Consider the following 17,940-nt stretch of genomic DNA (forward strand, 5'->3'; position numbering starts at 1 on the left):
GCCTAGAGCTTGATCTCGATGTCGACGCCCGCGGGGAGGTCGAGACGCATCAGCGAGTCAACCGTCTTCGGGGTCGGGTCGAGGATGTCGATGAGTCGCTTGTGCGTGCGCATCTCGAAGTGCTCGCGCGAGTCCTTGTACTTGTGCGGCGAGCGGATGACGCAGTACACGTTCTTCTCAGTCGGCAGCGGCACCGGGCCGGCAACCTGCGCACCAGTGCGGATCACGGTCTCGACGATCTTCTTCGCCGAGGAGTCGATCACCTCGTGGTCGTAGGCCTTGAGCCTGATGCGGATCTTCTGTCCCGCCATGGCTGCTTGGTTCCTTATCCTTCGTCTTTCTTGGACCTGTTGTCCGGCGTCTGCGTCGGCCCTCCCCGATCGGTGCCGGGGAGTGCTCGCATCAACGCGACCGGCGGTCGGGGCGGTTGTGGACCCACCTGACCACCGGGTTCGCCGCGTTCCACAGCCTGTGTGTCCCGCGAAGCTTGTCGTTCTTGTCCCATGTCCTCCGGTCCACGCGGTCGGGCGTGTCGCCCGGTGAAGCGCGGAGATCCCGTGGGCGCGACTCATCGCCTCGCCTGCAGAATCCGGATTCCACAAGAGTGCCCTACCAGCAGTGGAGCCCTGGCCGAGGACGGCCGGGAGCTCCCGAGCACCCGGCATGCGGGCGCGTACGGTCAGGCAACCTCAACAGTATGGCCCAGGCCTGGGGGTTTTGGGAAATCGGGGCGTGGGGATACCAGGGAGTCATTTTGAGATGTGATATGGGGCACACGCCCTGCTCGCGGCGGTCGCGCGGCCTCGCCTGGTCACCGTGGGGAAGCGATCGGCGACTGTCGACATTCAGGCGACGGACGTGTTCTCCGTCAAACGCACGGGATCGGCCGCCGGGGCCGGCGCACCACGCGGCGTCGCCGAGGAGCACCACGCGGCCGGTCGACCAGCTGTCCATGTGGATCGGTCGCCCGGTAGCCGTGCCGGTGGAGCCAGTGGGCCAGCGCGGGGCCCGCGATGCCCGCGCCGGATATCAGGATGCTGCGAGTGCTGGTCATGGTCTGCCCCTTCGGATGCCCTGCCGTGCTCGACGACACGACTGTACAAACGTCTCGTACGTTCGTGCAAGACGTTTGTTCAAGACGAATGTCTCATCGTGTCGATCCGCGATTCCCGCCCACGTGCGGCATACGGTCACGCCATGGAAGCCGCCTACACCCTCGACGACGCCCGCGCCCTGTTCCCCGACCTGGTCGAGGAGGCCCGCGTCACGCGCCACCCGGTCTACGTCACCGACGACACCGGGGAGCCGGTGGTCGCGATCGTGGACATGCGCTGGCTGGAGGAATGCGAGAAGTTGATGGCCCAGAGCGGGTCGCCCGTCTAGCCCGGGCGCTCACAGCAGCCTGAGACCGTACCGAGCGGCGAAGTACTGATAGCGCCGCTTGTGCTGGGTGGCGAGCGGCAGCCCGTAGGACAGGCAGCCGGCGGCGATCCAGGCGTCCTCGGAGGACGCCGCGCTCCCGGCACGCTGCGCCGCGACGGTGATGCGGGCCCAGACGCGGCAGACGGTGTCGTCGGCGGCGATCACGCGCCCGGGATCGGTCCACCGGCTCAGGTCCTCGCTGCGCGCGTGGCCCCACAGCAGCCGCTCGGGCCAGGTCGCCAACTCGGCCAGCGCGACGAAGGGCAGGACCACGGTGCGGCCGGCGAGCCGGCCCGGCGCCGGATCCGCGGTGAACCAGCGGGAGGCCTGAGCCGTGTCGGCGGCGACGAGGTCGGGCGCGGGATGCCCGCCGACCGGCGCCGCATCAGCCTCGGCGACCAACCGCAGCGCGGACTGCTGATACTCGCCGGCCGAAACCACTTCCGGCCCGCGATGGCTGTCGGCCCTCAGGCCGGGGTGCCGGCCCAGCACCTCCTCGGCCGTCAGCCACCGCGCAGTGAGGTCTTCGGCGCTCAAAGCGCGTTCCTCACCGGCCATGGCGCTGCCGCTCCACGCGCAGCCAGGCCAGGAACGCCTTGTGCTCGCGCTCCGAGGCGAACAGCGTCGGCCAGGCCGCCAACTCCTCGCGGGTCAGGGGCCTGATGCCGGCGCCGCGGACCCGCGCCGTCAGTTCGCCGCGGCGCAGCGGCTGGACGCGGGCCAGCCACGCGTCGAAGGTCTCGCCGGGTTGCAGGGGGTACTTCACGCCCACCTCCGAGTTCGGGGAATTACATCTAGTTAATTCCCCCAGTGCTGTTCGCAGGTGTGAGGCGTTCAGGAAATTCACTCGAAAGTAGACGCGGGAAGGCCCCCGGAGCTTGAAGCTCCGGGGGCCTTCCCGCAGTACTGCTCAGCGGCCGAGGCCGCGGAGGCCTTACTTGGTGATCTTCACCACGCGACCGGCACCGACGGTGCGGCCACCCTCACGGATGGCGAACCGCAGGCCCTCCTCCATGGCGATCGGCTGGATCAGCTCGACGGCCATCTCGGTGTTGTCGCCCGGCATGACCATCTCGGTGCCCTCGGGGAGGGTCACGACGCCGGTCACGTCGGTCGTCCGGAAGTAGAACTGCGGACGGTAGTTGTTGAAGAACGGCGTGTGGCGGCCACCCTCGTCCTTGGACAGGATGTACACGTTGGCGTCGAAGCCGGTGTGCGGGGTGGTGGTGCCCGGCTTGATGACGACCTGGCCGCGCTCGACGTCGTCGCGCTTGATACCGCGCAGGAGCAGACCGACGTTCTCGCCGGCCTGGCCCTCGTCGAGCAGCTTGCGGAACATCTCGACGCCGGTGACCGTGGTGGTCTGCTTCTCGTTGCGGATGCCCACGATGTCGACGGTCTCGTTGACCTTGACCACGCCGCGCTCGATGCGGCCGGTGACGACGGTGCCACGACCGGTGATCGTGAACACGTCCTCGATCGGCATCAGGAACGGCTTGTCGATCTCGCGCTCGGGCTGCGGGATCGAGTCGTCGACGGCCTTCATCAGCTCCAGGAGCTTGGCCGACCACTCCGGGTCGCCCTCCAGGGCCTTGAGCGCCGAGACGCGGATGACCGGCAGGTCGTCGCCCGGGAACTCGTACTCCGAGAGCAGCTCGCGGACCTCGAGCTCGACGAGCTCCAGGATCTCCTCGTCGTCGACCATGTCGGACTTGTTCAGCGCGACGACGATGTAGGGCACGCCGACCTGGCGGGCCAGGAGCACGTGCTCCTTGGTCTGCGGCATCGGGCCGTCGGTGGCGGCCACGACCAGGATCGCGCCGTCCATCTGGGCCGCGCCGGTGATCATGTTCTTGATGTAGTCCGCGTGACCGGGGCAGTCGACGTGCGCGTAGTGGCGCGCGTCGGTCTGGTACTCGACGTGCGCGATGGAGATGGTGATACCGCGCTGACGCTCTTCGGGCGCCTTGTCGATCTGGTCGAACGGGGTGTAGGGGTTCAGGTCCGGGTGGGCGTCGTGCAGAACCTTGGTGATGGCCGCGGTCAGCGTCGTCTTACCGTGGTCGATGTGACCGATGGTGCCGATGTTGACGTGCGGCTTGGTCCGCTCGAACTTCGCCTTCGCCACGATGTCCTCCTGTTGGACGGTTGTGGTGCCGCCGAGGGATGGCTGCCCCCGGCGGCTCTACAGATTTGTTTAGGTGAACCGGCTTGGGCTACTCGCCGCGCGCCTTCTTGACGATCTCTTCCGCCACGTTCCGGGGAACCTCGGCGTAGGAGTCGAACTGCATGCTGTACGAGGCCCGGCCGGACGTCTTGGACCGCAGGTCCCCGACGTAGCCGAACATCTCGCTCAGCGGGACCAGGGCCTTGACGACCCGGGAACCGAACCGCTCCTCCATGGCCTGGATCTGGCCACGGCGGGAGTTCAGGTCGCCGATCACTTCGCCCATGTAGTCCTCGGGCGTGGTGACCTCGACCGCCATCATCGGCTCGAGCAGCGCCGGGTCGGCCTTGCGGGCCGCTTCCTTGAACGCCATCGAACCGGCGACCTTGAAGGCCATCTCGGAGGAGTCGACCTCGTGGTACTTACCGTCGAGCAGCGTCACCTTCACGCCGGTCAGCGGGAAGCCGGCGAGCACGCCGAACTCCATCGCGTCCTGGCAGCCGGCGTCGACCGAGGGGATGTACTCCTTCGGGATGCGCCCGCCGCTGACGGCGTTGACGAACTCGTAGCCCTCGGCACCCGGCACGCCGTCCGCAAGCGGCTCCAGCGAGATGATGACGGAGGCGTACTGGCCCGAACCACCGGTCTGCTTCTTGTGCGTGTACTCGACCTTGGGCACCGCGCGACGGATGGTCTCGCGGTAGGCCACCTGGGGCTTGCCGACGTTCGCCTCGACCTTGAACTCGCGGCGCATGCGGTCCACCAGGATCTCCAGGTGGAGCTCGCCCATGCCGGAGATGACGGTCTGGCCGGTCTCCTCGTCGGTCCGAACCTGGAACGACGGGTCCTCCTCGGCCAGGCGCTGGATCGCGACGCCCAGCTTCTCCTGGTCGGACTTCGTCTTCGGCTCGATCGCGACGTGGATCACCGGGGCCGGGAAGGTCATCGACTCCAGGATGATCGGGTTCGCGGTGTCCGACAGCGTCTCGCCGGTCGTGGTGTCCTTCAGACCCATGACGGCGATGATGTCGCCGGCGCCCACCGACTCGATCTCCTCACGCTTGTTCGCGTGCATGCGGTAGATCTTGCCGATGCGCTCCTTGCGCCCCTTGACCGAGTTCAGGTACGTGCCGCCGGACTCCAGCTTGCCGGAGTAGACGCGCACGAACGTGAGCTTGCCCAGGTGCGGGTCGCTCATGATCTTGAACGCCAGCGCGGACATCGGCTCGTCGTCGGAGGGCTTGCGGTGCAGCACCGTCTCCTCATCGCCCACCTTGTGGCCGTCGATGGCCTCAACGTCCAGCGGGGAGGGGAGGTAGCGCACGATCGCGTCGAGCAGGGGCTGCACGCCCTTGTTCTTGAACGCGGTCCCGCAGAACACCGGGTTCAGCTTGGCGGCCAGAGTGGCGCGGCGGATGGCCGCGTACAGCTGCTCCGTGGTGGGCTCCTGGCCCTCCAGGTACAGCTCCATCATCTCGTCGTCGGCCTCGGCGATGGTCTCCAGCAGACGCCCGCGCCACTCGTCGGCGGCCTCGGTGTGGGTGTCCGGGATGTCGACCTCGTCGTAGGCCTCGCCCAGCTTGGTCTCGGCGCTCCACACCAGGGCCTTCATCTTCACCAGGTCGATGACGCCCTTGAAGTCCGCCTCGGCACCGATCGGCAGCTGCATGACCAGCGGGGTGGCCTGCAGACGGGTGACGATCATGTCGACGCAGCGGTGGAACTCCGCACCGGTGCGGTCCAGCTTGTTGATGAAGCAAATGCGCGGGACGCCGTAACGGTCGGCCTGCCGCCAGACCGTCTCGGACTGCGGTTCCACGCCGGCGACACCGTCGAACACCGCGACCGCGCCGTCGAGAACGCGCAGCGAGCGCTCCACCTCGACGGTGAAGTCGACGTGCCCGGGCGTGTCGATGATGTTGATGGTGTTGTCGACGTCGTCCACCGGCCAGTGACAGGTGACAGCAGCGGACGTGATCGTGATGCCACGCTCCTGCTCCTGCTCCATCCAGTCGGTGGTGGCAGCGCCGTCGTGGACCTCGCCGATCTTGTAGCTCATACCCGTGTAGTACAGGATGCGCTCGGTCGTCGTGGTCTTGCCCGCGTCGATGTGGGCCATGATCCCGATGTTGCGGACCTTGGCCAGGTCAACGGCGTTGGGGGCCATTTCGCTCAGCTACTTTCTGCGGTCTCGGCTACCGGGGTTACCAGCGGTAGTGCGCGAACGCCTTGTTCGCGTCCGCCATCTTGTGCGTGTCCTCGCGGCGCTTGACCGAGGCACCCAGGCCGTTGGAGGCGTCCAGGAGCTCGTTCATCAGGCGCTCGGTCATGGTCTTCTCGCGGCGCTGCCGGGAGTAGCCGACCAGCCAGCGCAGGGCCAGCGTGGTGCTGCGGCCGGCGCGGACCTCGATCGGCACCTGGTAGGTCGCACCGCCGACGCGGCGGGACTTGACTTCCAGGGTCGGCTTGACGTTGTCCAGCGCGCGCTTGAGCGTGATCACCGGGTCGGTGCCGGTCTTCTCGCGGCAGCCTTCCAGGGCGCCGTAGACGATGCGCTCGGCGGTGGAGCGCTTGCCGTCCAGCAGCACCTTGTTCACCAGGGAGGTGACCAGGGGCGAGTTGTAGACCGGGTCGATGACGACCGGGTGCTTCGGGGCAGGACCCTTGCGAGGCATTAGCTCTTCTCCTTCTTGGCGCCGTAGCGGCTGCGGGCCTGCTTGCGGTTCTTGACGCCCTGGGTGTCGAGCGAGCCACGGACGATCTTGTACCGAACGCCCGGCAGGTCCTTCACACGGCCGCCGCGCACGAGCACGATCGAGTGCTCCTGCAGGTTGTGGCCGACGCCCGGGATGTACGCCGTGACCTCGATGCCGGAGGACAGCTTCACACGGGCCACCTTGCGCAGAGCCGAGTTCGGCTTCTTGGGCGTGGTGGTGTACACGCGGGTGCAGACGCCGCGGCGCTGCGGGGATCCCTTGAGCGCAGGAGTGTTGCTCTTCACAACCTTGTCCTGCCGGCCCTTGCGGACCAACTGCTGAATGGTAGGCACTAGGTGCTGGCCTTCCCTTTCCTTCTACGGCTCCACGTGGGCGACCCCGGTCGTGGAGAGCTACTACCTCTCGGTTTCGCGTCGAGTTCCTGCTTGTCCACTTGTCACACACCCCTGCGGGACCGGGTCCGTCCTGTCCGGGTATCACCCGGGACGTCCGGTCCACGAGGTCGGGTGTGTCGCGACCAACAGACCCCTGCTGCCTCCGGCGGAACGGCGAGCGGCTTGGCGCCGACGCCACCGAACGAACGGTGCGCAGGCAGGAGCAGCCGGGGGGACACCCCTGGCACGGCGACGAGCCTACCCAGGGCATGCCTGTGAGGTCAAAACGAGGGGAGGGACCCTAGCACCGGCGACGGCCGCCATCAAGGCGGCTGGTCCGATCCCCGGGCCCACCACGGTCCGCCGTGCCGGCGAACCCACCCATTCTCGCATGCCGGACACGGTGGCGTGCGGGCTTGACGGGACGGAGGACACTTGGCGGCATCGGGTTCAACGACAGGGGCACGGGAGGTATTCCCCCGCCCCACCCGCCACGGACCGTCACGTGAGCAACAGCGTGAGGACGCCCTTGATTCCGGCGTGCGCGACGAAGTAGTAGTGGAAGATCAGGTAGGCCAGGATCGCCAGATCGGCCATCCCCAGCAGCCGCGCCAGGTCCGCCAGGCCCGCTCCGGTCCGGCGCCCCTCCGAGGCCAGGATGTTCCGCTTGGCCCGCGTCCCCCACCGCGCCGCCAGGACCGCGGCCACCAGCGCCACGACTATCGGCAGGTTGTAGAACGGCGTCCACGACGACCACGCCAGCGCCGCCGCCGCCATCGCGGCCACCGCGCGCAGGTCCACCCGCGCGCCCTGGTCCGGCGGGTAGGCGCCGCCCTGACGCGGCACCGGACCGGCCGAGGGCCGGCTGCCTCCGGCGCTGTAGTTGGGACGCCCGACCTCGGGCTGCTCGTTCATCGGCACTCCGATTTTCAGGCCACAGGCGACACATTCAGAGTACCCATCAGGAACCTGAACCACGTCTCGCGCATCTAAGTAGCGGAATGGTCCTCAGGACGGGGGAAAACGATGACAGAGCAAGAAGTCTTCCAGAAGCAGTTCGGCGCGCTGGCCGTCACCACGCGCGCGGCCTTGGTCTTCCGCTACCGCGAAGGCCTGCCGATATCCCATGTGGCCCAGCTGGTCGACCGGCCGGCCGGGAAACTGGAGCAGCACCTTGATCGAGTTCTGACAGAGCTGCTGAAGTCCGGGGCGCTGGTGCCCACCGACTCCGAATCCTCCGAGGAGGTCCTGCGCCGGCAGCTCGAGGAACTGCGCGGCGATCCCGCGCTGTCCGCGTTCAGCCTGGTGTCCGCCGTGCGTGCCAAGCAGCAGGAGCGCCGGCTGTTCGGCGGCTGGGCGCGGCGCGGGTTCGCCTGAGCCGCTGTCGCGTGACGCCGAAAGGGCGGCCGCTCCCCCACCGGGGAACGACCGCCCTTTCAGCGATCTACAGGCCCATCAGGGGCCCGACCTCAGCCGCTGTAGCCGCCGAAGTCGTACTCCTCCAGCGGAACCGCCTGGCCGGAGCCGCTGCCGAAGCTGTACGACGAGTAGTCGTCGTCGTAGCCCACCAGCGTGTACATCTGGGCCTTCGCCTCTTCGGTCGGCTCGACCTTGATGTTCCGGTAGCGCGGCATGCCGGTCCCGGCCGGGATCAGCTTGCCGATGATCACGTTCTCCTTCAGGCCGAGCAGCGAGTCGGACTTGCCGTTGATCGCCGCGTCGGTCAGGACCCGGGTGGTCTCCTGGAAGGAGGCCGCCGACAGCCACGAGTCCGTGGCCAGCGAGGCCTTCGTGATACCCATCAGCTGCGGACGCCCGGAGGCCGCGTGCCCGCCCTCGGCGATCACCTTGCGGTTCTCGGTCTCGAAGCGGCTGAACTCGACCAGCTCGCCCGGGAGCAGTTCGGCGTCCCCGGCCTCGATGATCGTCACCCGGCGCAGCATCTGCCGGACGATGATCTCGATGTGCTTGTCGTGGATCGGCACACCCTGGCTGCGGTACACCTTCTGGACCTCGGCCACCAGGTGGATCTGCACCTGGCGCTGGCCCAGGATGCGCAGGACGTCGTGCGGGTTGATGGTGCCCTTGGTGAGCTCCTGCCCGACCTCGACGTGCTGGTCGTCGGAGACCAGCAGCATCGTGCGCTTGCTGACCGGGTAGGCGACCTCCTCCACCGACGGGTCGTCGGGGGTGATGACCAGCTTGCGGGTCTTGTCGGTGTCCTCGATCCGGACCCGGCCGGCCGCCTCGGCGATCGGCGCCACGCCCTTGGGCGTGCGGGCCTCAAACAGCTCGATGACACGCGGCAGACCCTGCGTGATGTCGTCACCGGCCACACCACCGGTGTGGAAGGTGCGCATCGTCAGCTGGGTGCCGGGCTCGCCGATGGACTGCGCGGCGATGATGCCGACGGCCTCGCCCACGTCCACCAGCTTGCCGGTGGCCAGCGAGCGGCCGTAGCACATCGCGCAGGTGCCGACCTTGGACTGGCAGGTCAGGACCGAGCGGACCTTGACCTCGGCCACGCCGTGCTCGATCAGCTTGTCGATCGCCACGTCGCCCAGGTCCACGCCGGCGTCCAGGATCGTCTTCTTGTCGACGACGACCTTCTCGGCGGTGTTGCGCGCGTAGACCGAGTTCTCGACGTTCTCGTCCTTGATCAGCCGGCCGTCGGCGCCGCGGGAAGCGATCGGCATCACGATGCCGCGCTCGGTACCGCAGTCCTCCTCACGGATGATCACGTCCTGCGAGACGTCCACCAGACGCCGGGTGAGGTACCCGGAGTCGGCGGTGCGCAGCGCGGTGTCGGCCAGACCCTTGCGGGCGCCGTGCGTGGAGATGAAGTACTCCACGACCGACAGGCCCTCGCGGAAGGACGCCTTGATGGGACGCGGGATGGTCTCGTTCTTGGCGTTCGACACCAGTCCACGCATACCGGCGATCTGCCGCATCTGCATGAAGTTACCGCGCGCTCCGGAGTCGACCATCATGAAGATCGGGTTCGTCTTCGAGAAGTTCGCCTGCATCGCGTCGGCGACGTCGTTGGTGGCCTTGGTCCAGATGGAGATGAGCTCCTGGTTGCGCTCTTCCTTCGTGACCAGACCGCGCTCGTACTGCTTCTGGATCTTCGCGGCCTGAGCCTCGTAGCCCTCGAGGATCTCGCCCTTCTTCGGCGGGACCACGATGTCCTCGACGGACACCGTGACGCCGGAGCGGGTCGCCCAGTAGAAGCCCGCGGACTTCAGGTTGTCCAGGGTCGCCGCGACCGTCACCTTGGGGTAGCGCTCGGCCAGGTCGTTGACGATCGCCGAGAGCTGCTTCTTGGCGACTTCGCGGTTCTCGTACGGGTAGTCCAGCGGCAGCAGCTCGTTGAACAGCGCCCGGCCCAGCGAGGTCTTCAGGCGGAACGGCTGACCGGTCTCCCAGCCCTCCGGCGCCACCCAGCCCCGCGGCGGCACGGCCTCGGAGATGCGCAGCTCGATCGGCGCCTGCAGGTCCAGCTCGCGGTTGTCGAAGGCCATCATGGCCTCCGAGATCGAGCCGAACGCCCGGCCCTCGCCCTTCATCCCGTCACGGTCCATCGTGAGGAAGAAGATGCCCAGGACCATGTCCTGCGTCGGCGAGGTGATCGGCCGGCCGTGCGCCGGGGACAGGATGTTGTTCGAGGACAGCATCAGGACCCGGGCCTCGGCCTGCGCCTCGGCGGACAGCGGCAGGTGCACCGCCATCTGGTCGCCGTCGAAGTCGGCGTTGAACGCGGTGCAGACCAGCGGGTGGATCTGGATCGCCTTGCCCTCGACCAGCTGCGGCTCGAAGGCCTGGATGCCCAGACGGTGCAGCGTGGGGGCGCGGTTCAGCAGAACCGGGTGCTCGCCGATGACCTCTTCGAGCACGTCCCACACGACCGGCCGCGCGCGCTCCACCATCCGCTTGGCGGACTTGATGTTCTGCGCGTGGTTCAGGTCCACCAGCCGCTTCATCACGAAGGGCTTGAACAGCTCCAGCGCCATCTGCTTGGGCAGACCGCACTGGTGCAGCTTGAGCTGCGGGCCGACGACGATGACCGAACGGGCCGAGTAGTCGACGCGCTTGCCCAGCAGGTTCTGGCGGAACCGGCCCTGCTTGCCCTTGAGCATGTCGGACAGCGACTTCAGCGGACGGTTGCCGGGTCCGGTGACCGGGCGGCCGCGGCGGCCGTTGTCGAACAGCGAGTCCACGGCCTCCTGCAGCATCCGCTTCTCGTTGTTGACGATGATCTCCGGCGCGCCCAGGTCCAGCAGCCGCTTGAGGCGGTTGTTCCGGTTGATCACGCGGCGGTACAGGTCGTTCAGGTCGGAGGTCGCGAAGCGGCCACCGTCCAGCTGCACCATCGGACGCAGGTCCGGCGGGATCACGGGCACGCAGTCCAGCACCATGCCGGACGGCGAGTTGTTGGTCGAGCGGAAGGCCTCGACCACCTTCAGGCGCTTGAGGGCACGGGTCTTCTTCTGGCCCTTGCCGTTGCGGATGGTGTCGCGCAGCGACTCCGCCTCGGCGTCCAGGTCGAAGGTCTCCAGCCGCTTCTGCAGCGCGGCGGCGCCCATCGAGCCCGAGAAGTACGTGCCGTAGCGGTCACGCATCTCCCGGTACAGGATCTCGTCGCCCTCCAGGTCCTGGACCTTGAGCGACTTGAAGCGGGACCAGACCTCGTCGAGACGGTCGATCTCGCGCTGCGCGCGGTCGCGCAGCTGCTTCATCTCCCGCTCGCCGCCCTCGCGGACCTTGCGGCGCTGGTCGGCCTTGGCGCCCTCGGCCTCCAGGGCCGCCAGGTCCTCCTCCAGCTTCTTCTGCCGGGCCTCGACGTCGGCGTCGCGCCGGTTCTCGACCTGCTGGCGCTCGACGGAGACCTTGGCCTCCAGCGAGGGCAGGTCGCGGGTGCGCCGCTCGTTGTCGACCTCGGTGATCATGTAGGCGGCGAAGTAGATGACCTTCTCCAGGTCCTTCGGCGCCAGGTCCAGCAGGTAGCCCAGCCGGGACGGCACACCCTTGAAGTACCAGATGTGGGTCACCGGGGCGGCGAGCTCGATGTGGCCCATCCGCTCACGGCGCACCTTGGCCCGCGTGACCTCCACACCGCAGCGCTCGCAGATGATGCCCTTGAAGCGCACCCGCTTGTACTTGCCGCAGTAGCACTCCCAGTCCCGGGTCGGGCCGAAGATCTTCTCGCAGAAGAGCCCGTCCTTCTCCGGCTTCAGGGTGCGGTAGTTGATGGTCTCCGGCTTCTTCACCTCGCCGTAGGACCAGGTGCGGATGTCGTCGGCAGTCGCCAGACCGATACGGAGCTCGTCGAAGAAATTGACGTCAAGCATGTGGTTTCTATCCTCCTCGATGACTCGTTCGATCAGACCTCTTCGACACTGGACGGCTCACGCCGGCTCAGGTCGATGCCCAGTTCCTCGGCCGCCCGGAAGACGTCCTCGTCGGTGTCGCGCAGCTCGATCATGGTGCCGTCCTTGCTGAGCACCTCGACGTTGAGGCACAGCGACTGCATTTCCTTGATCAACACCTTGAAGGATTCGGGGATGCCGGGTTCGGGGATGTTGTCGCCCTTGACGATGGCCTCGTAGACCTTCACGCGGCCCAGGACGTCGTCGGACTTGATGGTGAGCAGTTCCTGCAGCGCGTAGGCGGCGCCGTAGGCCTCCAGCGCCCACACCTCCATCTCGCCGAACCGCTGGCCGCCGAACTGGGCCTTACCGCCCAGGGGCTGCTGCGTGATCATCGAGTAGGGGCCGGTGCTGCGGGCGTGCAGCTTGTCGTCCACCAGGTGGTGCAGCTTCAGGATGTACATGTAGCCGACCGAGATCGGGTACGGGAACGGCTCGCCGGAGCGGCCGTCGAACATCCGGGCCTTGCCGGTGCTGTCCACCAGCCGGACCCCGTCGCGGGTCTTCAGGGTGTTCCCCAGCAGACCGGTGATCTCGTCCTCGCGGGCGCCGTCGAAGACCGGGGTCGCGACCTTGGTCCGGGCCTCGGCCTTGTCCGCGCCGATGGAGCGCAGGCGCTCCTGCCACTCGGCCTGGCCCTCGCCGATGTCCCAGCCGGTCGCGGCGATCCACCCGAGGTGGGTCTCCAGCACCTGGCCGGGGTTCATGCGCGAGGGCACACCCAGCGGGTTCAGCACGATGTCGACCGGGGTGCCGTCCTCCAGGAACGGCATGTCCTCCACCGGGAGGATCTTGGCGATGACGCCCTTGTTGCCGTGGCGGCCGGCCAGCTTGTCGCCGTGGGTGATCTTGCGCTTCTGCGCCACGTACACCCGGACCAGCTGGTTGACGCCCGGCGGGAGCTCGTCGCCGCTGTCGCGGTCGAAGATGCGGACGCCGATGATCTTGCCCTGCTCGCCGTGCGGCACCTTCAGCGAGGTGTCGCGGACTTCGCGGGCCTTCTCACCGAAGATCGCGCGCAGCAGCCGCTCCTCGGGGGTGAGCTCGGTCTCGCCCTTGGGCGTGACCTTGCCGACCAGGATGTCGCCGGGGACGACGTCGGCGCCGATCCGGATGATGCCGCGCTCGTCGAGGTCGGCCAGGACCTCCTCGGAGACGTTCGGGATGTCCCGGGTGATCTCCTCCGGGCCCAGCTTGGTGTCGCGGGCGTCGACCTCGTGCTCCTCGATGTGGATCGAGGACAGGACGTCGTCCTGCACGAGGCGCTGCGACAGGATGATCGCGTCCTCGTAGTTGTGGCCCTCCCACGGCATGAACGCCACGAGCAGGTTCTTGCCCAGGGCCATCTCGCCGTCCTGGGTGCACGGTCCGTCGGCCAGCACCGAGCCGATCTCGACCCGCTCGCCCTCGGCGACGATCACCTTCTGGTTGAAGGAGGTGCCCTGGTTGGAGCGGCGGAACTTGGCGACCCGGTAGACGCTGGTGGTCGCGTCGTCGTTGGCGACGGTCACCAGGTCGGCGGAGACCTCGGTCACCACGCCGCCCTTGTCGGCGGTCACCACGTCGGCGGCGTCGACCGCGCAGCGGTACTCCATGCCGGTGCCGACGTACGGCGAGTCCGACTGCAGCAGCGGCACGGCCTGGCGCATCATGTTCGCGCCCATCAGGGCGCGGTTGGCGTCGTCGTGCTCCAGGAACGGGATCATCGCGGTCGCGACGGACACCATCTGGCGCGGGGAGACGTCCATGTAGTCGATGTCGGCCGGGGCCATCATCTCGATCTCGCCGCCCTTGCGGCGGCACAGCACGCGCTCGTCGGTGTAGGAGCCGTCGTCCCGGACCGGGGCGTTGGCCTGGGCCACGACGTACCGGTCCTCCTCGTCCGCGGTGAGGTAGTCGATGTGGTCGGTGACCTTGCCGTCGACGACCTTGCGGTACGGGGTCTCGATGAAGCCGAAGGCGTTGATCCGGCCGTAGGAGGCCAGCGAGCCGATCAGGCCGATGTTCGGGCCTTCCGGCGTCTCGATCGGACACATGCGGCCGTAGTGCGAGGGGTGCACGTCGCGGACCTCGAAGCCGGCCCGCTCACGGGACAGACCACCGGGGCCCAGCGCGTTCAGCCGGCGCTTGTGGGTCAGACCGGACAGCGGGTTGGTCTGGTCCATGAACTGCGAGAGCTGGCTGGTGCCGAAGAACTCCTTGATGGAGGCCACGACCGGCCGGATGTTGATCAGCGTCTGCGGCGTGATGGCCTCGACGTCCTGCGTGGTCATGCGCTCGCGGACGACGCGCTCCATGCGGGCCAGGCCGGTGCGGACCTGGTTCTGGATCAGCTCGCCGACGCTGCGCAGGCGGCGGTTGCCGAAGTGGTCGATGTCGTCCTCTTCGACGACGACCGAGGGCGCGCCCTCGACCTGCGGGTCCATCTCGGTCTCGCCGGCGTGCAGCTTCACCAGGAACTTGATCGCGTTGACGATGTCGTCCTCGGTGAGCACCGTGTTGTCGATGCCGCTGGCCTGCCCCAGCTTCTTGTCGATCTTGTAGCGGCCGACCTTGGCCAGGTCGTAGCGCTTGGGGTTGAAGTACAGGTTGTCCAGCAGGGTCTGGGCGGCCTCGCGCGTCGGCGGCTCGCCCGGGCGCAGCTTGCGGTAGATGTCCAGCAGCGCCTCGTCCTGGCCGGCGGTGTGGTCCTTCTCCAGCGTCTGGCGCATGGACTCGTACTCGCCGAACTCCTCCAGGATCCGGGCGTCGTCCCAGCCCAGGGCCTTCAGGAGCACGGTGACGTGCTGCTTGCGCTTGCGGTCGACGCGCACGCCGACCATGTCGCGCTTGTCGATCTCGAACTCCAGCCAGGCGCCCCGGCTCGGAATGATCTTGGCGTTGAAGACGTCCTTGTCGGAGGTCTTGTCGATGTCCTGCGAGAAATACAGACCCGGGGAGCGCACCAGCTGGGTCACCACGACACGCTCGGTGCCGTTGATGATGAAGGTGCCCTTGTTGGTCATGAGCGGGAAGTCGCCCATGAACACGGTCTGGCTCTTGATCTCGCCGGTCTCGTTGTTCGTGAACTCGGCGGTCACGAACAGCGGGGCGGCGAAGGTGAAGTCGCGGTCCTTGCACTCGTCGATGGAGTACTTCGCGGGCTCGAAGCGGTGGTCGCGGAACGTCAGCGACATGGTGCCCTGGAAGTCCTCGATCGGGGAGATCTCCTCGAAGATCTCCTCCAGACCCGAGGTGGTGGGCACGTCGAGGCCTGCGGCCTGCTGCTCGGAAACGCGGCCCTTCCAGGTGGCGTTGCCGACGAGCCAGTCGAAGGACTCCGTCTGCAGCGCGAGCAGGTTCGGAACCTCGAGCGGCTCTTTGATCTTCGCGAAGGAGATGCGGCGGGCGGCGTTCTTGGTGATGTTCTGGGCGGTGCGCGAGGCGGCCAAGAGGGGTCCTTCCGGGGCTCGGACTGGACTGGCTGTCCTTAGCGCTACCGGTGGACCTGTATCCCTACCCGCCGACGGATTCAGCGAAACCCCAGGTCGGCGGCGGTGTAATGGGCACCGGTGCCGGGTGGTGGACGGGGTTTCACGAGGCCGTTGACAGAACAAGGCATGCAGAAAGGCAGCGCAAACGAACAGTGTAGCCATCTCGGCCACGCCTGTCCAGCCCGTGCCTTAATAGGCCTGACGCGGGCCGGCAGACCCCCTCATCGGAGGCCCCGACGCGTCGGGCAACAGACGGACAGACTAGCCGGGTCGACCGACAGTTGTCGCCGCCGACACGGGCCCCGAGTCCGCCCTTCGCACCTTTTTTCCTCCCCGGCCCTGCCTCGCGCTGCCGTGGCCGGGGAGGCCAGCTGTATCGCGCTGACGTACCGCAGAATCCCGCGTAGCTGGGCCGACGTCAAGAGGCGTCCGGGGATCAGTGCTGTCGCAAGCCCGCCGCGCACGGTGATCACACTGGTCACGCCGACAGACACGAAGGACCCCCGGGAAACCCCGGGGGTCCTTCGAATGGCTCGCGCCGTGAAGAAGAACTACTTCACGGAGACGCCGGCGCCGGCGGCCTCGAGGGCCTCCTTCGCCTTGTCGGCGACTTCCTTGGTGACCTTCTCCAGCAGCGGCTTCGGAGCGCCGTCGACGAGGTCCTTGGCCTCCTTCAGACCCAGCGAGGTCAGCTCGCGCACGACCTTGATGACCTGGATCTTCTTCTCGCCGGCACCCTCGAGGATGACGTCGAACTCGTCCTGCTCGGCCGGGGCCTCGGCGGCGGCGGCAGCCGGGCCGGCGGCGGCCACGGCGACCGGGGCGGCAGCCTTGACGTCGAAGGTGTCCTCGAAGAGCTTCACGAACTCGGAGAGCTCGATCAGAGTCATCTCCTTGAAAGCCTCGAGCAGCTCGTCGTTGCTGAGCTTCGCCATGGTAGGCGTCCTTTCTCTAAGTGAGTTCTAGCTAGGTTTTGCCGGTTGCCTATCAGGCGTCGGCGGGCTTCTGAGCCGACAGCGCGTCCACGGTGCGGACGGCCTTCGACAAAGGAGCCTGGAAGAGCGCCGCCGCGTTCGCGAGGGACGCCTTCATCGCGCCGGCCGCCTTGGCCAGCAGAACCTCGCGGGACTCAAGGTCCGCGAGCTTGGTGATGTCGGCCGGGGTGAGGGTCTTGCCCTCCATCACCCCGCCCTTGATCACCAGAAGGGGGTTCGCCTTGGCGAAGTCACGAAGACCCTTGGCAGCCTCGACCGGGTCGCCCTTGATGAAGGCGATGGCCGACGGACCCTTCAACGCCGACTCGTCCAGACCGTCAATACCGGCCTCGCGAGCAGCGACCTTGGTCAGCGTGTTCTTCACCACGGCGTAATCCGTGGTCGCACCGAGCGCGCGCCGAAGCTCCTTCAGCTGCGCGACAGTGAGCCCGCGGTACTCGGTCAGCACGGCGGCGTTCGAGCCGCGGAAGTGATCCGCGATCTCGGCGACCGCAGCCGCCTTGTCAGGCCTCGCCATACGGGCCTCCTTCCGGGGTGTCAGAGCCGACTCCAGCCTCAAACGAAAAAACGCCCGGCGCGTCAGCGCGGGCGTCACAAGTCGGAACCCCGTCCAAGGACGGCAACTGCTTCACTAATCGCGCCTCGGCGGGTCGCTCCGTAAAGGAGGCCTTCGACTGTTCCGGGCCGTTCGGCTCGGACCAGCGACCAGCGGTCTTCGGCTGCGTCAAGACTAGCACGGGGTTCGAGGTGGTTTTGACAGGGTCGAAGGCACCAAGCACGTGGACCCTCCACCCCACAGAGGGGGTTGTGTTCCGGGTCCCCCGCCGCGTCGACGGGCGAAGCCAAGCTGGCCGGTCCGGTGGTGTCAAGCCGCACGTTTCGCGACCAAAAGCAGCGTGTGATCCGGCTTTACACCACCGGACCGGCCTGCTTCCGTCAGGCGGCGATGCGGCGGGGGACCCGGAACACTGGCGACCACAAGCAGCACCGCCACCAAACAACGCACCGCGCCCACGCACGAAGACAAAGCCGAACAGTCGCGGGCCGCCGGTTGCAGGAGGTCCGCAGGGGGCGCGCCCCCCGCTGTAGAGCACCCGCCGGAGGCACCTGCCTTTGATCTTAGGCACCCACCAAACGCGGCAGACAGCCGCCCGCATGACGTGTGCGCAGTGACTCGGACCGGTGCGCGGTTGTGGACACGGGAACCGCCGGCCGCCAGCGCTGCTCGCGTCGCTCCACCGAACTGCGCCACCAGCGGATCCCGTAACCATGCGCGAGTCGGGTCGCCCCGGGCGTCTCAGCCCGGGGCTCCCACAGAACCGTGCGTAACAGTCTCCCGTTACACGGCTCTTGTCGTTCTGGTCAC

The 17,940-nt window shown here is 67.6% G+C and carries 15 protein-coding genes; 2 read left to right on the forward strand and 13 right to left on the reverse strand.

Annotated elements, in window-relative coordinates; all coding sequences use genetic code 11:
- Positions 1-2 precede the first annotated feature (2 nt).
- Together rpsJ and ABIA35_RS38560 are read right to left on the reverse strand one after the other, a co-directional pair.
- Positions 3-311: a 30S ribosomal protein S10 gene (gene rpsJ / locus ABIA35_RS38555; RefSeq protein WP_012785157.1), complete on the reverse strand. Its 309-nt coding sequence runs from the start codon at positions 309-311 to the stop codon at positions 3-5.
- A 557-nt stretch (positions 312-868) separates the two neighbouring features.
- Complete coding sequence (locus tag ABIA35_RS38560; RefSeq protein ID WP_370337627.1) at positions 869-1,054, reverse strand: hypothetical protein; 186 nt, start codon at positions 1,052-1,054, stop codon at positions 869-871.
- 143 nt (positions 1,055-1,197) lie between these two features.
- On the opposite strand from ABIA35_RS38560, the gene ABIA35_RS38565 reads away from it, so the two are divergent.
- Positions 1,198-1,383 (forward strand): type II toxin-antitoxin system prevent-host-death family antitoxin, encoded by a 186-nt coding sequence (locus tag ABIA35_RS38565; protein WP_370337318.1) that lies wholly within the window; start codon positions 1,198-1,200, stop codon positions 1,381-1,383.
- 9 nt (positions 1,384-1,392) lie between these two features.
- Here the strand turns inward: ABIA35_RS38565 and ABIA35_RS38570 are convergent, their stop codons facing one another.
- From ABIA35_RS38570 to ABIA35_RS38600, 7 genes are all read right to left on the reverse strand, one after another.
- Positions 1,393-1,959, reverse strand: a complete 567-nt coding sequence (locus ABIA35_RS38570) for a hypothetical protein (RefSeq protein WP_370361219.1) — start codon at positions 1,957-1,959, stop codon at positions 1,393-1,395.
- Between the two features lie 10 nt (positions 1,960-1,969).
- Complete coding sequence (locus ABIA35_RS38575; protein ID WP_370337314.1) at positions 1,970-2,188, reverse strand: hypothetical protein; 219 nt, start codon at positions 2,186-2,188, stop codon at positions 1,970-1,972.
- 168 nt (positions 2,189-2,356) lie between these two features.
- Entirely contained in the window at positions 2,357-3,550 is a 1,194-nt protein-coding gene (tuf, locus tag ABIA35_RS38580) for an elongation factor Tu (protein WP_370337312.1), read from the reverse strand.
- Positions 3,551-3,638: 88 nt separating this feature from the next.
- On the reverse strand, positions 3,639-5,756 hold the full coding sequence (gene fusA / locus ABIA35_RS38585) for an elongation factor G (protein WP_370337310.1): 2,118 nt from the start codon (positions 5,754-5,756) through the stop codon (positions 3,639-3,641).
- Positions 5,757-5,793: 37 nt separating this feature from the next.
- Entirely contained in the window at positions 5,794-6,264 is a 471-nt protein-coding gene (gene rpsG / locus ABIA35_RS38590; RefSeq protein WP_012785149.1) for a 30S ribosomal protein S7, read from the reverse strand.
- Positions 6,264-6,638 (reverse strand): 30S ribosomal protein S12, encoded by a 375-nt coding sequence (gene rpsL, locus ABIA35_RS38595; protein WP_012785148.1) that lies wholly within the window; start codon positions 6,636-6,638, stop codon positions 6,264-6,266. The genes rpsG and rpsL overlap by 1 nt, the downstream gene beginning before the upstream one ends.
- A 543-nt stretch (positions 6,639-7,181) precedes the next feature.
- Positions 7,182-7,595: a hypothetical protein gene (locus tag ABIA35_RS38600; protein ID WP_370337307.1), complete on the reverse strand. Its 414-nt coding sequence runs from the start codon at positions 7,593-7,595 to the stop codon at positions 7,182-7,184.
- A 111-nt stretch (positions 7,596-7,706) separates the two neighbouring features.
- Here ABIA35_RS38600 and ABIA35_RS38605 point away from each other — a divergent pair, with 111 nt between their 5' ends.
- Entirely contained in the window at positions 7,707-8,057 is a 351-nt protein-coding gene (locus ABIA35_RS38605) for a hypothetical protein (protein ID WP_370361220.1), read from the forward strand.
- Between the two features lie 92 nt (positions 8,058-8,149).
- Here the strand turns inward: ABIA35_RS38605 and ABIA35_RS38610 are convergent, their stop codons facing one another.
- From ABIA35_RS38610 to rplJ, 4 genes are all read right to left on the reverse strand, one after another.
- Complete coding sequence (locus tag ABIA35_RS38610) at positions 8,150-12,028, reverse strand: DNA-directed RNA polymerase subunit beta' (RefSeq protein WP_370337303.1); 3,879 nt, start codon at positions 12,026-12,028, stop codon at positions 8,150-8,152.
- A gap of 32 nt (positions 12,029-12,060) precedes the next feature.
- A complete protein-coding gene (rpoB, locus tag ABIA35_RS38615) occupies positions 12,061-15,537 on the reverse strand; it encodes a DNA-directed RNA polymerase subunit beta (RefSeq protein ID WP_370337301.1) in 3,477 nt (1,158 codons plus the stop codon).
- 593 nt (positions 15,538-16,130) lie between these two features.
- Positions 16,131-16,514 (reverse strand): 50S ribosomal protein L7/L12, encoded by a 384-nt coding sequence (rplL, locus tag ABIA35_RS38620; RefSeq protein ID WP_370337299.1) that lies wholly within the window; start codon positions 16,512-16,514, stop codon positions 16,131-16,133.
- 52 nt (positions 16,515-16,566) lie between these two features.
- Positions 16,567-17,091 carry a 50S ribosomal protein L10 gene (gene rplJ / locus ABIA35_RS38625; RefSeq protein WP_370337297.1) on the reverse strand — a complete coding sequence of 175 codons (525 nt, stop codon included), beginning with the start codon at positions 17,089-17,091 and terminating at the stop codon, positions 16,567-16,569.
- Positions 17,092-17,940 lie beyond the last annotated feature (849 nt).

It is taken from the genome of Catenulispora sp. MAP12-49 (assembly GCF_041262705.1).
Classification (GTDB): Bacteria; Actinomycetota; Actinomycetes; order Streptomycetales; family Catenulisporaceae; genus Catenulispora.

Bases quoted from the DNA above. Each gene is read 5' to 3' on its own strand.
- ABIA35_RS38610 (WP_370337303.1), bottom strand. From the start codon at position 12,028: ATGCTTGACGTCAATTTCTTCGACGAGCTCCGTATCGGTCTGGCGACT.
- rpsJ (WP_012785157.1), bottom strand. From the start codon at position 311: ATGGCGGGACAGAAGATCCGCATCAGGCTCAAGGCCTACGACCACGAG.
- rpsG (WP_012785149.1), bottom strand. From the start codon at position 6,264: ATGCCTCGCAAGGGTCCTGCCCCGAAGCACCCGGTCGTCATCGACCCG.
- ABIA35_RS38565 (WP_370337318.1), top strand. From the start codon at position 1,198: ATGGAAGCCGCCTACACCCTCGACGACGCCCGCGCCCTGTTCCCCGAC.
- rplL (WP_370337299.1), bottom strand. From the start codon at position 16,514: ATGGCGAAGCTCAGCAACGACGAGCTGCTCGAGGCTTTCAAGGAGATG.
- rplJ (WP_370337297.1), bottom strand. From the start codon at position 17,091: ATGGCGAGGCCTGACAAGGCGGCTGCGGTCGCCGAGATCGCGGATCAC.
- fusA (WP_370337310.1), bottom strand. From the start codon at position 5,756: ATGGCCCCCAACGCCGTTGACCTGGCCAAGGTCCGCAACATCGGGATC.
- ABIA35_RS38560 (WP_370337627.1), bottom strand. From the start codon at position 1,054: ATGACCAGCACTCGCAGCATCCTGATATCCGGCGCGGGCATCGCGGGC.
- ABIA35_RS38600 (WP_370337307.1), bottom strand. From the start codon at position 7,595: ATGAACGAGCAGCCCGAGGTCGGGCGTCCCAACTACAGCGCCGGAGGC.
- ABIA35_RS38605 (WP_370361220.1), top strand. From the start codon at position 7,707: ATGACAGAGCAAGAAGTCTTCCAGAAGCAGTTCGGCGCGCTGGCCGTC.